At 48.2% G+C, this 21,115-nt stretch carries 12 protein-coding genes and 1 pseudogene; 4 read left to right on the top strand and 9 right to left on the bottom strand.

The features are described from left to right. Positions 1-129: 129 nt before the first annotated feature. The 4 genes from mfd to serB all read left to right on the top strand — a co-directional run bounded on the left by mfd (position 130) and on the right by serB (position 10,150). Complete coding sequence (gene mfd, locus R6242_RS20565; RefSeq protein WP_318430496.1) at positions 130-3,528, top strand: transcription-repair coupling factor; 3,399 nt, start codon at positions 130-132, stop codon at positions 3,526-3,528. 145 nt (positions 3,529-3,673) lie between these two features. Next, positions 3,674-7,732 carry a DEAD/DEAH box helicase gene (locus tag R6242_RS20560; RefSeq protein ID WP_318430495.1) on the top strand — a complete coding sequence of 1,353 codons (4,059 nt, stop codon included), beginning with the start codon at positions 3,674-3,676 and terminating at the stop codon, positions 7,730-7,732. A gap of 396 nt (positions 7,733-8,128) precedes the next feature. Continuing rightward, positions 8,129-8,824, top strand: a complete 696-nt coding sequence (locus R6242_RS20555) for a UPF0149 family protein (RefSeq protein WP_318430493.1) — start codon at positions 8,129-8,131, stop codon at positions 8,822-8,824. Between the two features lie 486 nt (positions 8,825-9,310). Beyond that, entirely contained in the window at positions 9,311-10,150 is an 840-nt protein-coding gene (gene serB, locus R6242_RS20550; RefSeq protein ID WP_318430491.1) for a phosphoserine phosphatase SerB, read from the top strand. 64 nt (positions 10,151-10,214) lie between these two features. Here the strand turns inward: serB and R6242_RS20545 are convergent, their stop codons facing one another. From R6242_RS20545 to R6242_RS20505, 9 genes and pseudogenes are all read right to left on the bottom strand, one after another. Then, positions 10,215-13,538, bottom strand: a complete 3,324-nt coding sequence (locus tag R6242_RS20545) for a pilus assembly protein (RefSeq protein WP_318430489.1) — start codon at positions 13,536-13,538, stop codon at positions 10,215-10,217. A 192-nt stretch (positions 13,539-13,730) separates the two neighbouring features. Next, entirely contained in the window at positions 13,731-14,342 is a 612-nt protein-coding gene (locus R6242_RS20540; RefSeq protein ID WP_318430487.1) for a hypothetical protein, read from the bottom strand. Positions 14,343-14,532: 190 nt separating this feature from the next. After that, positions 14,533-15,735, bottom strand: coding sequence for a PilW family protein (locus R6242_RS20535; RefSeq protein ID WP_318430485.1), 1,203 nt, complete (start codon positions 15,733-15,735; stop codon positions 14,533-14,535). Further along, entirely contained in the window at positions 15,704-16,213 is a 510-nt protein-coding gene (locus R6242_RS20530; protein ID WP_318430483.1) for a hypothetical protein, read from the bottom strand. Before R6242_RS20530 ends, R6242_RS20535 begins: the two co-directional genes overlap by 32 nt. A gap of 3 nt (positions 16,214-16,216) precedes the next feature. Beyond that, positions 16,217-16,882 (bottom strand): GspH/FimT family pseudopilin, encoded by a 666-nt coding sequence (locus tag R6242_RS20525; RefSeq protein WP_318430481.1) that lies wholly within the window; start codon positions 16,880-16,882, stop codon positions 16,217-16,219. Further along, entirely contained in the window at positions 16,882-17,292 is a 411-nt protein-coding gene (locus R6242_RS20520) for a type IV pilin protein (RefSeq protein WP_318430478.1), read from the bottom strand. The genes R6242_RS20525 and R6242_RS20520 overlap by 1 nt, the downstream gene beginning before the upstream one ends. A 480-nt stretch (positions 17,293-17,772) precedes the next feature. After that, on the bottom strand, positions 17,773-18,336 hold the full coding sequence (locus tag R6242_RS20515; RefSeq protein ID WP_318430476.1) for a hypothetical protein: 564 nt from the start codon (positions 18,334-18,336) through the stop codon (positions 17,773-17,775). After that, positions 18,326-20,257, bottom strand: a complete 1,932-nt coding sequence (locus R6242_RS20510; RefSeq protein WP_318430474.1) for a lamin tail domain-containing protein — start codon at positions 20,255-20,257, stop codon at positions 18,326-18,328. The genes R6242_RS20515 and R6242_RS20510 overlap by 11 nt, the downstream gene beginning before the upstream one ends. Before the next feature lie 74 nt (positions 20,258-20,331). Beyond that, a pseudogene (locus R6242_RS20505) lies at positions 20,332-20,994 on the bottom strand (ATP-binding cassette domain-containing protein); the annotation flags it as partial. Between the last annotated feature and the right edge of the window lie 121 nt (positions 20,995-21,115).

Genomic DNA, 21,115 nt, shown 5'->3' with positions numbered 1-21,115 from the left:
GCAAGCATTAAAGCCTAGCCAGCTAAATTCAACAGGCGGCAAGATGCGATTTAGTGCAATTTTAAGCGCTGGCAAGATCATGAGGACGGGTATAATCCGCCACTACGCTTTCTATGAATGCCACCCGCCATGACTCTACCTGCACTTCCTTTAAACGGCCAACGCGCCCAAATTAATGCCCTGCATGGATCGGGAGATGCTTGGGCCTTAAGCCACTATGCAAATATCGCCCATCCACTGGTGGTGTTTACATCAAGTGCACAGGTGGCTAGCCGCTTAAAAGAAGAGATTGCTTTTTTAGCACCGCAAAAAAACATCGTGTTATTCCCCGACTGGGAAACTCTAGCTTACGATCACTTCAGCCCCCACCACGATTTAATTTCGGAGCGCTTAGCTGCGCTGTGGCAGATCCGTCAGAACCAAGCCGATGTGGTCATTGTGCCCGTGCAAACTGCCATGGGTGTTTTGCCCCCTGTAGAGTACCTTGCGGCTTACACCTTCTTCTTAAAAAAGGGTGAAAAGCTAGATACAGATCAACTACGCGCCGACATGGCCTTTGCGGGCTATAGCCACGTTACCCAAGTCTATGGGCCAGGTGAGTTTTCTATCCGTGGTGGGCTGATTGATTTGTTTCCGATGGGCTCAACTCTGCCTTACCGGCTGGATTTATTTGGCGACATCATCGAAACCATTCGCACCTTTGATGTGGATACCCAGCGCAGCCTTTACCCCGTGCCGGAAATTCGCCTACTGCCCGCGCGGGAGTTTCCGCTGGATGAAAAAGGCCGCACGCAATTTAGGCAGCGTTTTAGGGAAGTGTTTGAAGGCGATCCGACTAAAGCACGTATTTATAAAGAAATAGGCAACGGCAGCACCCCAGCAGGGATTGAATACTATCTACCGCTATTTTTTGAGCAAACGGCCACACTATTTGATTACCTACCTAAAGATGCGGTGCTGGCGCAGCACGGCGAGCTATTACAAGCTGCCGAACAATTCTGGGCAGAAACCAGTGATCGTTACCGAAATTTATCAGGCGATAAAGAGCGGCCAATTCTTGCGCCTAAAGATCTTTACCTGAACCCCGACGCGCTATTTAGTGGCTTAAAAAAACATCGCCGCATCGAATTTATTGCAGGTGATTCTGCCTTTACCACCGCCCTGCCCTCCCTGAATGTCGACCGGCGTAGCGACAACCCTATCAGCAAATTGACAGATTTTATTGCCAGCTTTGAAGGGCGCATCCTGCTCTGCGCCGAAAGCCTAGGCCGCCGTGAAACCATGGCGCAGTTTTTTGCTGAGTACGGTTTAAAACCTAAGCTAATCGAAAGCTGGGCCGAGATTAAGGCCAGCCGCGATAAAGTGCTACTCACCGCAGCTCCGTTTTACCACGGTTTTATCTTAAACGACGGCGCGCTGGCCATTATCACCGAAGCCAATCTTTACGAGATGGTGGCGCAAAGCCGTGGCAAACGCCAACAAAAACGTAGCAATACCGATGCCATGCTGCGGGATTTATCCGAGCTAAAAATTGGCGACGCGGTGGTGCACGAAGGCCACGGCATTGGCCGCTATTCCGGCCTTACCAGCATGGATTTGGGCGAGGGTGAAACCGAGCTGGTGGTGATCGAATATGCCGGCAACGATAAGCTTTACGTACCCGTTAGCCAGCTGCACGTTATCAGCCGTTATTCTGGCGGCAGCGCAGATGCCGCCCCCCTGCATAAACTAGGCAGTGGTAGCTGGGACAAATCCAAACGCAAAGCCGCCGAGCAAGTCAGAGACACCGCCGCCGAGCTGCTTAATCTCTACGCCCGCCGCGCCCTGCGTAAGGGCCACGCCTTTGAATGGGATTTCCACGATTACGCCGCCTTTGCCGCAGGCTTTGGTTTTGAAGAAACCGCCGATCAAGCCGCCGCCATTGAAGCGGTGCTGGTGGATATGCGTATCGATAAGCCCATGGATAGGCTGGTGTGCGGCGATGTGGGCTTTGGTAAAACCGAAGTGGCACTGCGCGCAGCCTTTGCAGCGGTAGCCGGTGGCAAGCAAGTAGCCGTATTGGTGCCAACTACCCTACTGGCCGAGCAACACTTCCAAACCTTTAGCGATCGCTTTTCGGATTGGCCGATTAAAGTGGCAGAAATCTCCCGCTTTAGAAGCGCCAAAGAAGCCGCCGCCACCATGAAAGGCATGGCGGAAGGCACGGTAGATATTGTGATTGGCACGCATAAGCTGGTGCAGCCAGATGTGGAATTCAGCAAGCTGGGCCTCGTGATTATCGACGAAGAGCACCGCTTTGGAGTGCGGCAAAAAGAGCAGCTTAAAGCGTTGCGCGCCGATGTGGATGTACTTACCCTGACCGCCACACCGATTCCGCGCACCTTGGCGATGAGTTTAGAAGGCTTGCGTGACTTTTCTGTGATTGCCACCGCCCCCAATAAACGCTTGGCAGTTAAAACCTTTCTGGCCAAATTTAGCGATGGCATTATCCGCGAAGCGGTGCTGCGTGAGCTAAAGCGCGGCGGCCAAGTGTTCTTTTTGCATAATGAAGTCGACACCATCGACAATATGCGCGAAAAACTAGCGAACCTCTTGCCCGAAGCCCGCGTTGGCGTGGCACACGGCCAAATGAGGGAACGTGATCTTGAGCATGTGATGCGCGATTTTGCCCAGCAGCGTTTTAATATTTTGCTCTGCACCACCATTATCGAAACCGGGATCGACATCCCCAATGCCAATACCATTTTGATGAACCGCGCGGATAAATTTGGCTTGGCGCAATTGCACCAAATGCGTGGCCGCGTGGGCCGTAGCCATCACCAAGCTTACGCCTACCTACTAGTTCCTGAGCCGGAAGCGCTGTCTGGCGATGCTAAAAAACGCCTCGAAGCCATTCAAATGATGGATGAACTGGGCGCTGGGTTTTATCTAGCCATGCACGACTTAGAAATCCGTGGCGCGGGTGAAGTGCTTGGCGATTCGCAATCGGGTGAGATGCAGGAAATTGGCTTTTCGCTTTATAGCCAGATGCTTAAAGAAGCGGTTAAATCGCTCAAAAAAGGCATTGAGCCAGATCTATCCCAGCCGCTGGGGGTCACCACCGAAATCAATCTACGCGCCCCAGCGCTGCTACCCGCCGAATACTGCCCCGATGTGAACGAGCGGCTCAGCCTGTATAAGCGCCTTGCGCATTGTGAAAGCAATGACGATTTGGATGACATCATGCAAGAGCTGATCGATCGCTTTGGCCTCTTGCCAGCGCCTGCCAAGGTGCTACTCGATTGCCACCGCCTGCGCATGGTTGCTGGCAGCTTGGGCATCGCCAAAATCGACGCCAGCGATGTAGCTATTGTGCTGAGCTTTACCACCAATACCGTGATCGAGCCGATGAAAATCATCAAACTCATCCAAAACAAAAAAAATTACAAAATGAGCGGCCAAGATAAATTACGTGTAGAAGGCAATTGGCCAGAAAGTACGCTGCGCGTGGTAAGGGTAAAAGAGCTGCTACATGAGCTAAGCCATTGATCGATCTTAGGGTGGGCCGCCTATGTGCCCACGCAATATGATTGTGTTGCATGACACGTGGGCACGATAAACCCCAAAGGTCGGCGTTGCCCAAGCCGTGCCCTAGCCATTACTTTAATACTCACATTACCCACAACAAGCCACTATGCCGAACTCTCTTCCAGCAATTCATTCTGACGATCTGCCGCTGCTTTATGCCATGGCATTGTTACAAGAGCCCGTCACTCAGGCGCGGATGGTCTTGCTACTGACGCTGCGTAAAGAAAAAATGGCCGATGGCACGGCTTATGATCCGCCTAAGATCAAAGCATGCCTTGCCCGTTTGATGCTGCAAAAAGCCATCGCCCTGCAAGTAGGCATGGGCTATGCACTGGAAGACGAACACACTTTTCCGGTGCTATTAAAGTTAAAGCAAACCGGCTGGCTACCCAGCTGGGTAGGCAGTATGCGTGAGCTATTTACCCAGCAGCACGAGTATTCGCCGTGGAAAACCTATGATGCTGAATTTTGCCAGCGTGAAGTTATGTTTGCGGCTTTTTGTGGGCAGCTAGAGCTACTTAGTGAATGGCGGCAGCGCCTTGGTTTGGCGCATCAGCTCACGCAGCATTTCTTTGAAAGCAGTAGCGGCCAGCTATTGTTTTCCCTACTGGATGATGAAATTCAAAGCCAGCTTGTGCACGATGCCTTACTGGATAGCGCATGGAGCTTAAGCGATTGCAGTAGCATCTATCACTACGCACTAAGCATGTTTGAACACAGCTTTTGCGATTGGCCGCTGCTCTCTGCCCAATTGGCCACCCATGCACTGCTGCGGGGCGATCTGGCCCAGCTCAAGCAAATTCAAGCTAAAACACCCGCGCAGTTTTTAGCCGAAAACCTTGCCGCCTTAGCCACATTACGCGGCGAGTACGCCATTGCAGTTGAGATTTACGAAGCACTGATTAAAGCCCACAGACAAGACAGCGGCAAGCGTAAGTTTTTTTTAGAAAACACCAATGGCCTGCTTTATATTGTGGCGCTCTTAGGCCACAACACGCCTGCCAGCCTTAAACTAGCCAAGGCACAAATTGATGATGGCCATAAGCAAAAACACGCTTATGCCTACCTCGCACTCAAGCCCTTAAGCGATCATCTGGTGCTAGGCGTACCGCTGATTAGCAGCTCGCCCAGCTATGTGCACCAACCTAGCGATTGCGATGGCCTGTTTGAAGCACTCGCACTCTTTTGGCAAGACAGTCAGGTGGACGATAGCTGGTGTAAAAAGCTGATTACCGCCCGCAACAAAGCCGAAAAAAATGGCTACCAATGGATTGCCGCCGAGCTAGATGTACTGATCCACCGCCAGTTTGCCAAGCCGCTGGCCTACCCCGGCTGGCATGCTCAGCTGCAACTCACCCCTTTAGTCTCCGCCATCGTGCGCGAAGAAGGCTGGCAACGGGCCTTGGTCGCACTGAGCCAACTTAAAGCGGGCAGCGCAGCCAGCACCAGCGATACACGGATCGCATGGCTAGTCGAAGAAAGCCACGGCGATATCCGCATTGAGCCGCGCGAGCAAAAGAAAAGCGCCAAAGGCGTTTGGAGCAAGGGCCGTGCTGTGGCGCTGCGCCGGCTTTTGCAAGAGCAAGACACGCTAGCAGGAATGACCGATCAAGATAAACGCGTAGCCAGCTGCATCAGAAAATCGTACAACAACTACTACGGCGGCAGCGATTACGAGCTGGATGGCGAAACGGCACTGGGCCATTTAATCGGCCACCCCGCGCTATTTTGGCTGGATGCGCCTGATGTGCGCATCGATATTGCCAAAGGCGATGTGGCGCTGTTACTTAAAGAAAAAAATGGCCAGATCACGCTAGAGCTCGATCCTGATATGGAGAGCAACGCGCCATTTATTTGGAAAAAAGAAACCCCAACCCGCTTAGTGATTTACAGCAGCAGCCCAGAAATCAAGCAAATTGCGGGTATTTTGGGCACGGGCTTAGCCGTGCCGGTAGCCGCAAAAGCGCAGCTAGTAGATGTGATTACCGCAATTGCCCCTCATATTGCCATTCACTCTGATCTACCCGAGCTGGCAGCGCATGTGGAATCGGTGCCCGCCGATACCACGCTTTACGCCCATCTTTTACCGCTGCAAGAAGGCCTGCGTTTGCAGCTATTGGTGCGCCCGCTGGCTGGTGGCAGCTGGATGACACCCGCCAAAGGCAGTACCAATGTGCTTGGCGAAATCGACGGCAAGGCAGTACAAGCTGCCCGCGATTTGGCCGCAGAAAAGAAACGCCTAAAGCGAGTGATCGATGGCTCGCCCACCCTGAGCCAAGCCGAACAAAATGGCGTGGAGTGGGAGCTATTCCACCCCGAGCTTTGCCTAGAATTACTGGCCGAGCTTAAAACCTTTGGCGACGATACGCTGCAACTGGTGTGGCCTGAAGGCGAGCGTTTCCGCCTAAACAGCACGCGTGGCCTGGCGCAAATGTCGCTCACCGTCAAAAAACAAGGCGAATGGTTTGTTGCTGGCGGCGAGCTCACGCTCGACGATGGCCGCGTGCTGGCGCTGCGTGAACTCTTGCAAATGATGGATAAAGCCGAAGGCCGCTTCTTGCCGCTAGGCGATGGCGATTATCTGGCCCTGACCGAAGCCTTTAAAAAACGCCTAGATGAATTACGCGTGCTGGCCGAAATGGGCAAGGACGGGCTAAAAATCAGCGCACTCACCGCACCGCTATTGGCCGAGCTGGCCGGTGAAGTGGGTGATCTGCAAAGCGATGCCGAGTGGCAGGCGCAGGTAGCCAAGCTAGATTCACTGGCAGATTTCCAACCTAAAGTGCCTAGCACCTTACAAGCCGAGCTGCGCGATTATCAGTTAGAAGGCTTTCAATGGTTATCCCGCCTCGCCCAATGGGGGGTCGGAGCTTGCCTTGCCGACGATATGGGCTTGGGCAAAACAGTGCAATGCCTCGCGCTGCTGCTCACCCGCGCACCGCAAGGCCCAGCGCTGGTGATTGCCCCGCTCTCGGTGGCGCTGAACTGGCAGGCCGAAGCCATCCGCTTTGCGCCAACCTTAAAGGTGCAGACTTATCACAACAACCGTGAGCTAAAAGATTTAGGCCCCTTTGATTTAGTGGTCGCCAGCTACGGCATGTTGCAGCAAGATAGCGACGCCTTTGCAGCCCAGCACTGGCATAGCGTGGTACTGGACGAAGCGCAGGCGATTAAGAATTCCGCCACCAAACGCAGCCAAGCCGCGATGGCACTGAATGCCGATTTCAAAATCATTGCCAGCGGCACACCAGTAGAAAATCACCTTGGCGAGCTGTGGAATTTATTCCGCTTTATCAACCCTGGCCTGCTTGGATCAAAAGAGCGCTTTGCCGCCAAATTTAGCGGCCCAATAGAGCGCGGTGATAAAACCGCCCGTGGGCATTTGAAAAAACTGATCCAACCGTTTATCCTGCGCCGCACCAAGACGCAAGTGCTGAGCGAACTACCGCCGCGCACCGAAATCACCTTGCAAGTTGAGCTATCCAAAGATGAGCGCCATTTATACGAGGCGCTGCGCCAAGAAGCGGTAGAAAAACTCGACTCAGCGGGCGCGGATGAAAACCGCGCCATGCGGGTGTTGGCCGAAATCACCCGTCTACGCCGCTTTTGTTGCAATCCTAAGCTGGTACTGCCCACATCCACGCTAACTGCGAGTAAACTCGCCGCCTTTGCTGAAATTACCGAAGAGCTGCTTGAAAACAAACATAAAGCGCTGGTTTTCAGCCAGTTTGTCGATCATCTGGCGATTGTGCGTGAATGGCTGGAAGAAAAAGGCATCAGCTACCAGTATCTGGATGGCAGCACGCCAATTATGGAGCGCAAAAAACGCGTCGATGCTTTTCAGGCAGGGATAGGCGATGTCTTTTTAATCAGCTTAAAAGCGGGCGGTACCGGTTTAAACCTCACCGCCGCCGATTATGTGATCCACCTAGACCCTTGGTGGAATCCTGCAGTTGAAGACCAAGCCTCGGATCGAGCCCATCGTATGGGCCAGCTTAGGCCCGTTACCATTTACCGCTTGGTGGCCAAAGACACCATCGAAGCGCAAATTATTAATCTGCACGCCGAAAAACGCGACCTCGCCGACAGCCTACTCGAAGGTGGGGACGCCACAGGAAAAATGGACACCGCAGCGTTATTGGGATTGCTACGAGGTGGGAATTAAACATATGGGAAGAAACAAACCCAAATCTTGAACCACAGAGAACACGGAGGACACAGAGAAAACCATGACCATAAATGACTTAAGAGAAAATCGATTCAATCAGCACCATAAGTTATCGTGTATTAGGACAATCAGCAGCGTCATTCCCGCATAGGCGGGAATCCAGCTACGCTGATGGATCCCCGACAAAAACACTCGGGGATGACGCTTTTTTAGCCCGTTTAAAATACAAGAAAATTTAGCTTTGAGTACTTAATGGTTATTAGAGTGGGGCACATCCGCATTAGCCCTCTACGTTTGGTTTTCTCCGTGAGACTCCGTGTTCTCTGTGCCCTCCGTGTTTTAAGATTTGGGTTTTAAAGCAAGCAACTTTTTTAATTGAATTGGAAATACAGCATGTCCGCACTAAAGCAAGCCGAACTTGAACGCCTAGATGCGTTTTTAATGTCTGAAGCCACTGGCGCAGAGACGATGGATCTGGAGATGCTTGATGGCTTCTTTGTTGCCCTCGCCATCAGCCCAGAACAAGCGCCTGAAGATGAATGGTTGCCGCATATTTTTGAAGGCCAAGCGCCAGAATTTAAAGACGCGGAAGAAAAAGACGAGATCATCGGTCTGATTCAACGTCACCACGCCGCCATTCAAGCCGCGTTTTCACTGAAAGCTAGAAATAAAGAAACCGAAGAGCCGATGTATGTACCTATCGTGCTGCAAGATGAAGGCATCGATGAAAAATGGCGTGAAACCCTTGGCGCTTACTGGGCATCGGGCTTTAGAGCCGGTATTTTGCTGCGTGAAGACCTCTGGCAAGACACGCTGGATGAAAACGAAGACCTTTACGAAGTTGTCGCCAAGATTCTGACCTTAGAGCTAGGCCATCATCCTGATGATGAAGAACAAGTACTCAGCATTAAAGCCCGTGACACGCTGATTGACGAGCTGCCATGGCTGATTGAAGACGTGCTGCACTGGTGGCTGAATAAACAATTTGGCAAGGTAGAAACCGTGGTGCATACCCAGCCTAAAATTGGCCGCAATGATCCTTGCAGCTGTGGCAGCGGCAAAAAGTTTAAAAAGTGCTGCGGCGCATAAGCGGCTAAATAAGCGCAAAATCTAGCCAAGAAGAAGAGGCGCACTATGCTAAGGAAAGCGAGTTAGTGAGCCTGCACCATAAAACGCCTCTTTCTTCTGAGCTGTTTCACCTCTCCCTCTGCAGCCAAAGAAAGCGTCAAGCTTTGCTTTGATAAGGAAGACGCCTATTCCAGCACCTTAAAAAATGGTACGGGTTTAAGTTTCTGCCAAGCACCAAAGTATCCTTAGCCTAAAAGCACAGCCAGAATATGCAAAAACCATATAAGAATTAACCCCGCCCTTTTTAGTCCGCAATTTATTCCTCGCTTTTTCTTCTGCCTACCAAACACGCAAACCCAAACTTAGCCAAGGTATTTGGCAAGACATCGTGCGTGTCCGTTAATCTAGCCGCTTTAAAAATATTACAAGAATAAAGCCTCTTTTTGCTGCATTGCCCAAGCAAGGTTACAATCAAGCCCCTCGCTAAATGCCTGCAGAGAATCTCCTATGTTTCGTCTTGTTATCCAAGCGCCAGAAATCTCCACCCAAAATCTGAAACAACTCGCTCGCCTATCTGGTGCGCATAGCATCGAGGCCATTCACCAGCAAGCGTTTCGTTTACAGGGTGCAGATATCAGCAATGAAGAAGCTGTAGCGGATTTTTGCGAATCCAATCAGCTTGATTTTGCTTTTATCCCCGAAGACACCAGCGTGCGGGATATTGGCCTTGTGGTGATGGATATGGATTCCACGCTGATCACTATCGAGTGTATCGATGAGATTGCCGATATGCAGGGCATAAAGAGCCAAGTTTCTGAAATTACCGCCAGCGCCATGCGCGGTGAAATCGAATTTAAAGAAAGCCTCAGCCGCCGTGTGGCATTGCTGGCAGGCTTAGATGAGAGCGCTTTAGAGCGGGTTTATACCGAAAGATTAAAGCTTATGCCCGGCGCAGAGGCCATGCTCAAAGGCTTTCATGCGGCGGGCGCTAAAACGCTACTTATTTCCGGCGGCTTTAGCTTTTTTACCGAAAAACTACAAAGCAGGCTGGGCCTATCCCGCACTATTGCCAATGTTTTAGAAATTGAAAACGGCAAGCTCACAGGCAAAGTGCTCGGCGATATTGTGGATGCAGAGCGCAAACAAGCCGAGCTAATCAAATACCGAGAAGAGTTAGGATTGCGCAGCGATCAAGTGGTTGCCATGGGCGATGGGGCCAATGATTTACCCATGCTCAAAGCTGCAGGCTTTGGCGTAGCCTGCCACGCTAAACCACTGGTACAACGTGAAGCGCCGTATTGCATTAATCAGGTGGGGTTAGACGGGGTATTGAATTATTTTATTTAACACTTAAAAAAGCGCCTGCACATAAAAAAACACCACTGCAATTCTCATGCAGTGGTGTTTTTATTTAGCGTACGAGTTCAGTCCAAGAGCTGCGGCGGCCTTTGAGCTGGGGGTTAAGTAAAGCTGGCCCAGTGTTTAAAGAGCCATCAGGATTAACGAGCATGCTATCGTCGGTTGGCGTAACGATCGTAGGCACTTGTTTTGGATCTTCAAGCATTTGGCTATTTTGGTTTTTGCCAACGGTAAAATACTGATCTGTTGATGGGTTAGAGCACAGCCAGTCTTTGCTGATATTTAAAGGCAAGGTATATTGCCGCCCCACACCGCCTGCCGTACACGCGTCACCACCAGGGATGCTGGTAGAAAAGCGCGCTGTGTCTGCCAGAACAACGGGATCATTACTAAGCCGCTCTTTTGTAAACATCATATCGGCCCGCCAGCCTTTAAGCTGTTGCTTGCAAGATTGTAAATCTCCTGCTGGCACTTGATTAGCCGCCCGTTTTAAAGTGATGGTGTCGTAATCGGCAGTTGAGCTGCATTTATCCGATAAATTGCCAGTGTCCACCGTGTCTATCATCCCTACGCTGCCACCCAGATTATCTTTAATGGTTTTATCGCAGGTTTTTTCTAAGACCAGCGGGCTTAAAGCCGATGAAGTCCGCAGGGCCGCAAAGCTATTATCCATAATGGTGCTTGCAGGATTCACAATCAGCCCATAAAACGTTTGGGTATCGCTGCTTACCATATCGGCCTGATTTAAATAACGCCCTGTGCCAAACGTCAGGTAATGCATGGGCGTAGCGCTGTTTACATCGTGAGGCACAATCACAGGTGCCGTCGTGATTGGCTGGCGTAGTGCATCTGTGCCCGTTTGGGCTACTTTAATCGCTTGGCTGCTGCCATCGCCCAGTTTAAAGCGCCAAAGATTACCGGCCAAATCGCCTGCATAAGCCATCAAAATACTATCGTCCACATTTTGACTCTGCATCAGCACGCCAATTTTAGCGATGCCACAGCGCCCACCTGCTGTGGTGCCACTATTGACGCAAGAAGTTGATAGCGTTTGCTCCAGCGCCCCGGTGCCTGCATTCAACACAAACACATAACCCTTGCCATCACTATTATCGTAGCCACTACTAAGCAGCACTTTCCACTGCCCGTTGACCTTACCTACCACTGGGAATCCGTAAGTTTGTCCTAGTCGAGGCTCATGAAAGCTCCACAAAGGCTGGGGTGACTTAGGGTTAGTAATATCGAGCGCATAAAACTCACCACCACCGCCTCTTAAGCCCCCAATTAGCACGGTTTTCCAATTACTGCCCACTTTAATATCCGCAATGGTGGGCGCCCCATCCACCGAATATTTAAAATCACGGGTATAGCTACGGTCGGCCTGCTGCCATAAATTAGGCACAACACTAGGCGGAATAAATGCCCATTCTTCAGCCCCCGTATCGGCCCTAAAAGCATGCAGCATGCCATCATTAGCAGGAGCGTAAACCATGCCTAGCCGGTTGGTATTGCTGCGCACATAGTTCACATAACCAGCATCGGTATACGATTTATTCGGCTTTTTAACAAAGCTCACCCCACCATGCACAATGGCACCCAAACGCCCGCTTCGGATTCGATACAAGGAGCTAGGGTTTAGTACGACGGGTTTAAATTCATTACTTTGATCACCCCGCAGGTAATTAATTAATGCCCCAGTGGTGTTATTTTTTTGCTGATCACTGCTTAAGCCATTATTAGTATTCAGCCTTGCTACACCATTGCTTAAAGCACTATTCAGTGCACTATTGCTGGTTTTGAAATCGGTAAAGCGATTGCATGCTGTAGCACTGCAGGTGTAAATCTTTCTATTGTCTGGATTCATTGCCCCCAGTACATCTTGTGCAGACCACAGTGGTATTGGGTCTGGCTGCCCCGTTTGTAGATTTAAAGTATTGGCCACCACATTGCCCGACCAAACCACGGTTTTAAAAGAGCTGTAATAAATAGAGCGGTCAGTGGCGCTCATAAAAGAGCTAGATACATCTGCCGACCCCACCGAGGCCGTCTTTGCTTCGATATCGCTTAGCGCACTCGATAGCCCTGCGGCAACAGCACTCGGGTCTTTAGCACTAAAGAACTGCCCGCCGCCATTAACTGCTGCATGCCACAAATCATCAATCGTGCTTTCTGTATCGCCCACCACCACGGGCCAAGGTACATAGCCAGACAAGGGATCAGGGTAATCCTTGCGATTTAATTTACCATCCACGCCCAGCCCCAATGTATAGGTGCGCATCACTTGGCGGCCCTTAGCCCCGCCAGCAAAAGCCTCTACGCCTGGCGTGTTGTTCTCCATGCTCGGGCGGATGTCATTTTTAAAATAATGCATTGCCACGTCGGCTAGGGTATTAGCCTGCCGGTTAGGATCTCTCATCGGTAGTGGGATATCTGCGCCTGCATCCGTATCCCCAACATTGACCTCATCCCCCGATCTATTCCAATAACCATCCGTAGTCAGAATCGTAAAGTTCTGCTGGCAAGTGTATTGCATAGGATCCGTCACACTTGAGGAAGGCATTTTCCCTGAATAAATCTGGCCGATGGTATTGAGCGCTTTTTTTAATGGCGTGCCACCTACAGGTGGAGTGGCATAAAGTAAGCTGTACCAGTTATTTTTTTGAGTATTGTCATAGGTATTGATATTTAAAAAACTATTGCGGTCATAATTTGACTTTAAAAGCTTATTAATAGATGAATAACCCACACGGTAGCGATCACCAACTGGGGCAAATGCAATACCCACGCTAGATTTCATCATTAGCATACGGGTGCGGTAATAACTAAACCAATTTGCAAAATTCTGTTGTTCTGCGGGGCTAATTAATTTTTTTTCCCACAATTGATTATATGAGGCCCTATCGCAATCATTTTTTGCAGCATCACCATTTCTAAAATTATAATAATAAGCAGCCTGCAATGAATCATTGCCGCCATTTCCACCCACACTATCATAGGCAAAAAACTGATTTGCTAAATTATATGTATTTTTATTTGATGGGCCGCCTCTGCGCCCCGTATCAAAGCCATCATACCAAGCATTATTAAACGATGCGTTTGGCATGGAGTTACCATTTGCGTTGACGGGCGCCGCATAAACCGTACTAGGGTTGTAATAAACGGTATTACATTGTGCATTTCTATAACTAGGTTTATTTTTATTGGAGCTGGTCGAATCAGGCATAAAACTCCATGCCATAGAGCCTGAATCATCAATTACAAACATAACATTAGGCTTAACATCCCCGATACTTAATGTGGATAAAGGTTGATCTGCGGTCTGAGCGGCAAGTGCATTTACACTCAAGCCCAAAATACAAAAGGCAATTTTTTTCATCACTTTCTCCGTAAAAACTAAGCGGGGTATAAAACAAACGCAATAGGGCGCAATAATGGCTAGCGATAAAAATCACAGATGATTTTTTAGTTTGCTGCAAGGGAAGCCAACCCCAGTATTTATTACTTAATAATTAGAGTGTATTCACTCTGCCCCCAACCATGACCATTCATATTTCTCTACGCGCCAGCATTAATACAAGGTGCTCTGATAAAAACTCACGGTATCTTTAGGGCCTTGCACCCTTACCGTAATCTGATAAGTCATCTGGTAAATAGACTTATTTTCTTGCGCGCCAGGTGACATTTTTTGCAAATCACAAGTACTGTCATTTGGGGTTTTACGGCCTGCTGTTTTGCAATTTCTCTGAATAAAATAGGCTACGCTATAGCCATTAGCATTACTGGTTTTAGCTATTTCAGTATTTTGAGCCAGTGCCGTATTACCAGCATTTGGATTTGCCCACACCCACGCCACGCCATCGGCCCAATTATTCCCCTCAACAGGGGTATCAACATTTATTGGGCTATAACCATTAGCTCTGGATTGCTGATCTAAAGTACGCGGCTCACGTATTGACGCTGCCACTAGCCAATATCTTGCTTTTTCCAGCGCCACATCGGCCGCTGCCGTGGTTCCTTGGCGTAGGGCTAAATTATTGGCTAATTGATTGCTAGCTATCATTGAGCGCACCAAGGCAATCGATCCTAGAGTCATAACAACCAGTACAATTAAAGCAATAAGCAAAACCAAACCCGTTTGTTTTAAAACTGAGCCTTGTTTAATATTTGATGAAATCGGCATATCTACTCGCTATTTATATTAAGTTGTATTGCATAAATAATATTGAACAAACATACAATTACTAACTATGCATTGAGTATGCCAAGCTATATCTACTCATAGCCTTATGCACTACACCTTTAAAGCTATAAAAAATATATTTAAGCCTGCTGTGCTCTAGCAATCTGCGCAACTAAGCGTCTTTTTTTGCTTATTTAATTAAATCAGGCTGATTTAATATCAATTGATTACGCAGTGGCACCACGGTTTCATGCACGCTATAGCGATAGCATTTCCAATCTGTATTGCTACCTTGGGTGTTCTCGGGCTGAACAAAAGCCCCTCCTGACCATTTAAATTTTTGCCCATCTTTCGAGGCATTACACTGCCCAGTGCGATCAGGTTTTTCTGCATAAGCCGAGCGCACTAACACGGCATAACGAATGGCAATAAGCTGCTTCCATGTTTTATTGTCCGTTGGCGTTGTATTGGTCCACTTTTGCACAGTATTTGCAATATGATCGGCACTAGGTCTTGTATCTAAGCCATATTGTGCTTTCAGTTGAATAATGTTTTCCGTGGTGGTTTTCCATTTCCCATCTAGGGCAGATTTCCCGTCTAAGGCATCTTGGCTAATAAGGCTGCCATCACTCAAATCAGTTGCCCCATTACATGCATTGGGATTGCCAGATTGATAGACGCAATAGCTTCTGCGTACCATAGAGCCAAAATTCATTAAGCGCGTAGTGCTTAAAGGCAAGGTTTCTGGAAATGGCGCATTTTGATTTCGGCTATTCCATGCATTATCACTATGCCCCAAGGCAAAGTCCTTGGTAGAAACCGGCTGATTGCCAGCAGGGCAATTGCCATTGGTGCAAGTCACTTGAAACAAGGGGCAATTTACCGCAGCGCCAGAGCCTGAATCCGGCCATACCACCACCAAATCATTGGTTTTATATTGCCCAGCCAGTAATATATTGGCAAACTGATCATCACCATAACTATGATTGGTTGCCTCACCAAATAAAGCTGGCATCCCTCCCGCATTAGAATTGCTATATAAAATAGTCAAGCGATCTGAACGTGCACCACTATCGATCAGCACTGGCACAAGTGGAAAATTATTGAATTGGGTATTAATTGATACCACATTGCAATTAAGAGCCTTATTTACACTAATGCCATAACCTGCCCGCTCTAAATCTTTTTGGATTTGAATAACGGCAATCCCACCACTGCTTTGGGCATTACCATTGCCTAATGTAGAGCGGCGAAATCCCTCACTGCTATTAAATGTTTGATAAATAGCCACCGAGGCAAGTAAAGCAATCACCATAGCAACCATCATTTCAATCAGACCAAAACCAGATTCGCGCTGCATCTTAGCCACCACACAGTAAGTGGGTTGTTTCATATGGATTATTGCTTTCACTGATGGTTTTAATGTCGGCAATACTGATTGCTTGGTTTGATCCAGCAAGCTCGCCTTCCTTAACCCCCGTATTGGCCCCGCGTGCCACAGGCCATGCAATTGAGATGGTTGCTCGTCTAGAGCAAGGGGTACTGCCTGCGCTATTGGCCTGAATTTCTACCTTACACTGCGCACCACTAAGGCTAGCCTGCACGGCCTCTGCCCATAATGCCGCTGGCCCTGCTTTGGCCCCGCTGCAGCTGGTCATTTGAAAATCATCCAGATTATCCATATTGACCCGCATCTCACCATCCAAGCGCTGAATCAACTGAGTGGCGGTAGTACGAGTACTACTGCTACTGGCATGGCGCATTGCATTGCCTTGTAAAGCCATTAAGGCCAATACACCAAAGGAAAAAATACTGATGCCGATTAGGCACTCAAGCAGCATGGAGCCGCGTTGCTGATTAGAGCTAACCATCGCTCAACTCCTTACACAGGTAGCAGGATTGCTTTTAGGTGCATCTGGCATGCACAGGCGAGCATTGCCGCCCTCATCAACACGCAGGCAAATACGAGCAGGATTTCTTACGATGCTGTTACCGGCAGGGCTGCTATTGCAATCAGCCAGCACTGCCCTTTGGGCGGTATCCGCCACAATCAGGGTGAGCGGTGAATGCGCCCGCCCTAAGGCATCAAAGCGAAGCAGCGTTTGATCGGCTTGCAGATTAAAGCGCGCCGAATTGCCTTCAGCCACGTTTTTCCCTTCAATATAAGGATAGCGAGGGTTGTTATTAGCGGGCTCCGTATTGATATTGACGCAATCTGGGCAGGCCCGAATCAACCAAGCGCTACCGTTGCTGCTTTGTGTCACCGCATTGGCTTGGCGATTGTTGGCCCCTACCGGATCATTGGTAAGCAGCAGCTCAACATAGCCATTACGTTTAATCGCTTCGGATCTGGCTTGCTGCACAGCACTTTGAAATGACTCTGCATAGGTGCGCAGCTCGGTGCCTTTTATCCAGCCTTGGAATGAAACCCCTGCCAGCGCAATCAGGATGCCAAAAATCAGGAGCGTAATCATCAGCTCAATCAGCGTGAAGCCCTGCGCTTGATATGGCTTATTTTGATATGACTTATTAAGCATCATCAGCAGCCTGACTTTTTGCTGATCCAGCAGCTACTGCTGGTTGCCCAGCCGCTGGGTGCGGCAGGCGTGGCCTTGATGCCCAAGTCATCGTAGCTCAGGGTAAAGCCATTCATTTTCCCTATACCCTTAGCAGTAAGGGTGTATTGATTGGCTTGTAAATTACTGCAATCAAGATTAAAACTTTCTGAGCCCACCGCATCTTGTTTACATGGAAAGCCAAGATAAGTACGGTTATTCATAAAGAATTGCTCAAGCTGCACACGGCGCTCGCTCAGCTTACTTTGTGGCTCAAGCAGCCTGCTGCGAGTGACATAATCTTGATAGCTGGGCACGGCTATACTCGCCAAAATCCCAATAATTGCTACGGTAATCATGACTTCAATCAGGGTAAAACCACGGACATGCTGCATAAAGGCCTCTTTCAATAAACCAAGGCAATCATGCAGTCATACCTTACATCGTTCTACTGTCGGTATTTAGGTATTGATTTATATAAACGGCATTAATATTCTGACAAACGGCAAGATAGCCCAATTAAAATGACAAGCAATTTAATTGAATGGTAATTTATGTGGGATTTTGGTAACTATATGCAATTGGTTTATGCGCAATGAATTGGTAATTTTTACAAAAACATTGTTTATTCTATTTGTTGCAAAATAATCACAATATTAATACATGCAATTATCCATGCTATTATTTTGTCATATACATTTAGAATAAAAGGCTATTATTGATTATGCATATTAATCAATAATAGCCTTGGTACAGATTAATTATATCGCATAAAACAAACTAAAAATATTATGCAATTATTTTAAGGTGCGCTCAAAGACTGGGCATTGGCGCTTTATATCTCTTAGTAAAAACATTATGCATTAAACACCTACTTAACAGCGCCTCTTGCGGGGTAAATAGCGCAGCCAATCTGCTTTGATTTGTGCTTCTTGCGCCATGCCTGATGCGGCTTTAGGTGCATCGTGAATGGCTAAAAGACGTAAGCACCAGTTAGCGCCAGACTGATCTTTGAGACGCATTTTATTTAAAAAAGGCTGGCTTTCATCGTTTTGCACCAAAAGCGCCTTGCCATCTTTAAAGCCCAAACGCCAACCATCTTGCACCGTGGTTCCTGCATAGCCCCCTGCAATCAGCTCTAACCAAGGCTCATCACCCTTTAGCAAACGTAGACGGCTCACCGGCCCAGCAGGATGTGGCGCACGCTCGGTTAGCAGCAGCGTGCCTTTGGGCAAGGCACGCCAAGCTAGTGGCCAGCGCGACACCACCGCCTCGCCTTCTGCTAGCGTAAAGTATGCAGCCCCTGCTTCCAGCCTTGCCGATTGCACCTCACCCGAGAGCGGCTTCATCGTACTCGCGCCACTGATCTGCAACGCCGCCCCCTGAGCCTGAGCAAGCCCTGCCACGCAGAGCAGGGCCCAAATCCAGCTAGCGCGCATGACGCACCGCCGACATAAAGCTTACTGATGGTGTTTTTTCTACTGACCACCGCTGTTTATCGTTCAATATCGGATTTACTGCAACCACGTTAATACTCCCTTTCATCGATGCCCCGCTATTACCACTGGTAACACGCGCAAAAGCTAAAGTCAGATTAGCCCAGTCATTGTAATCATATAAAACCGTTTTGCTACCATCGTCATTTAAATCTAAAACATAGCTACTTCGATTTAATTGCTGATCTACATTCCAATCGGCAAAAGCCCCGTATGAACCTCGGCCTATCATGGCCGATTCGCTCAAATTATTTTCATCCAACTTTGCTCCAGAACCATCAGAATAATCCATTTTAAAATCTCTGCTGCACGGGCCAGCCTCTAATTTACATAAAGAATTCCAATCGAAGCCATTGGTATTTTTCGCCAAGAAATATCGCTCAACTGCAGACGTGGTTTTTGGATCACTTCCCAAACCCATTAATTGATAAAGGTAATTCATCACACTATAATAATTAGGCTTATAATTCAATGAATCATTCCCGCCATGATCCAACCCTAAATTATGGCCTAGCTCATGCATTATTGTTGCTGCTTGGAAATTAATTAATTTGTTTTTTTCATTATCGCTATGAGTCGTCAAACCCCAATCACCTAAGGTAACAATAAAATCATTCCCTATCTTTTCCGCATTTCCAGACGAGCTTATTCTCCCATTTATATTTTGTGAATTAGCCATCAAAAGATAATGAAAAATATACTTACGCCGAATATCCATATTTTGATCTTTATACGTATAAACTGAAGCACAACTAATTCCATCACTTATCTGGCTGACACCCACGCATGCATGATAAGCCACTTCATTATTTCTACTTGTCCGCCCACCACCCAAACTAAAGTTAGCGAGGCTAAATTCATTACTATATAAACTGCCCGAATCAAAATGTACCGAAATATTGCGAGCTTTAAACACATCAACTACTTTTTGTAGCGCATCTTTAACAGGCAGTATTCCTGGATCATTAGATTTCATATGATCCATTTGAATAAAAATATCCGGCTGATTGGCTCTTGCCCCCATCGCATAGTAATCAATCCCGCCAAATCTGCCGCCTTCAACTTCAGCGCTATCTGGAATACCGTCTTTATCATTATCCGTAGCATTAGCAAGCACATCATTAGGGCCACCAGGGGTAGCAAAAGAAACCAGCGCCCAATGGCCTTCCTGCCTGACTAAATACTGCCCGTAAGAAGGCTTAACAATAATATTATCTCCTGGCCCAAGCCCAGCGCTTTGAGGGATCGCCTTACTACTTCCGAAGCGAACAAAATCCTGCGTCACGCCTTCCTTGAGCAACTCAAGAACACCATTGCTACCTAATAAAGCCAAATTAGAGAAATGATCAAGATATGTAATTTGATCAGTATTGGGCTGCGCATAATTACCTTTTTCCGCAAGCAACAAATACCCACCTGCTTTAATCTGCAAATCTCGAGGTAAATTATATTGAACAAGCGAATCGTCTAAACCGGAAACGCGTACACTAAAACCATTCAAAGAAACATTAGCATTGCTGCTATTATAAAGTTCAATCCATACCCCCGAACCATCAGCATCACTGGATGAAATCTCGGAAATATATACAGCGCTAGGCCGAGGCAAGCCAGCGACAACAGAAGTAGGTGGAGGGGCTGGCATGCTGGATGAAGGCGAATCACCACCACCCCCGCATGCAGACAAAATCAAACATAGATATACAAAAATATAAGAGCAATACCGCAAATAACGATTTCTCATTTTTAACCCTAAAATCACGAAACCCCCAATACTAACAAACTCATTCAACACAGCGGCATATCGGATCTTACAATAAAAACCTTTCAATCTTTTTACAGCAAAACAATTATCAATGTATCCCAACCCACTCCTATTTATCATCGATCACCATTTCAATTAAGAAATCATAAACATCACAGTTTTCAAACCAACAACACTCACCCTGCCTGCATCGCATGCAAACGAGCGTAATAACCATCCGGTTTTTTCACAAGCTCTTGATGAGGCCCTTCCTCTACAATCTGCCCCCTGTCCATTGCCACAATCCGATGCGCATCCCTCACCGACGATAAACGATGGGCAATAATCAGCACCGTGCGCCCTTGGCAAATCGCTTTCATATTGTTTTGGATAATCCGTTCAGATTCATAATCCAGCGCACTGGTCGCTTCATCAAAAATCAATATTCGTGGATTGCTAACTAAAGCACGGGCAATGGCAACGCGTTGTTTTTGCCCGCCAGATAAGCCACTGCCATGCTCACCAACTACGGTATCGTAGCCCTCTGGCAGCTCCACGATAAAATCGTGCGCTCCGGCAAGCTTAGCGGCATGAATTACCCTATCCATACCCATTCCTGGATCAACCAAAGCGATATTGTCGCGAATGCTGCGGTTAAATAGCAGATTCTCTTGTAAGACCACGCCAATCTGGCGACGTAGCCATGCCGGATCGGCCAATCCTAAATCAATACCATCAATCAGTACTCGGCCACGTTCTGGCACATATAGCCTTTGCAAGAGTTTAGTCAGCGTGCTTTTGCCAGAGCCAGAACGCCCAACAATGCCAATCACTTCACCGGCTTTGATACTTAAATTAACCTGATTATGTCTCTTGCTCAATTAAGGCTTGAAATACCCCTCTTGGACAAGGTTTAGCCTGCATCACGGCTTTGAGTAATCGAGGAATCAGAGCGCACAGGTCTGCTCGACGATTGAAACG

Origin of the sequence: Iodobacter sp. CM08 (genome assembly GCF_033446605.1) — a bacterium.
In the GTDB taxonomy this organism is placed as follows: domain Bacteria; phylum Pseudomonadota; class Gammaproteobacteria; order Burkholderiales; family Chitinibacteraceae; genus Iodobacter.
The sequence above is the reverse complement of the archived record's forward strand: the minus strand, read 5'-3'. Positions and strand labels throughout refer to the sequence as shown.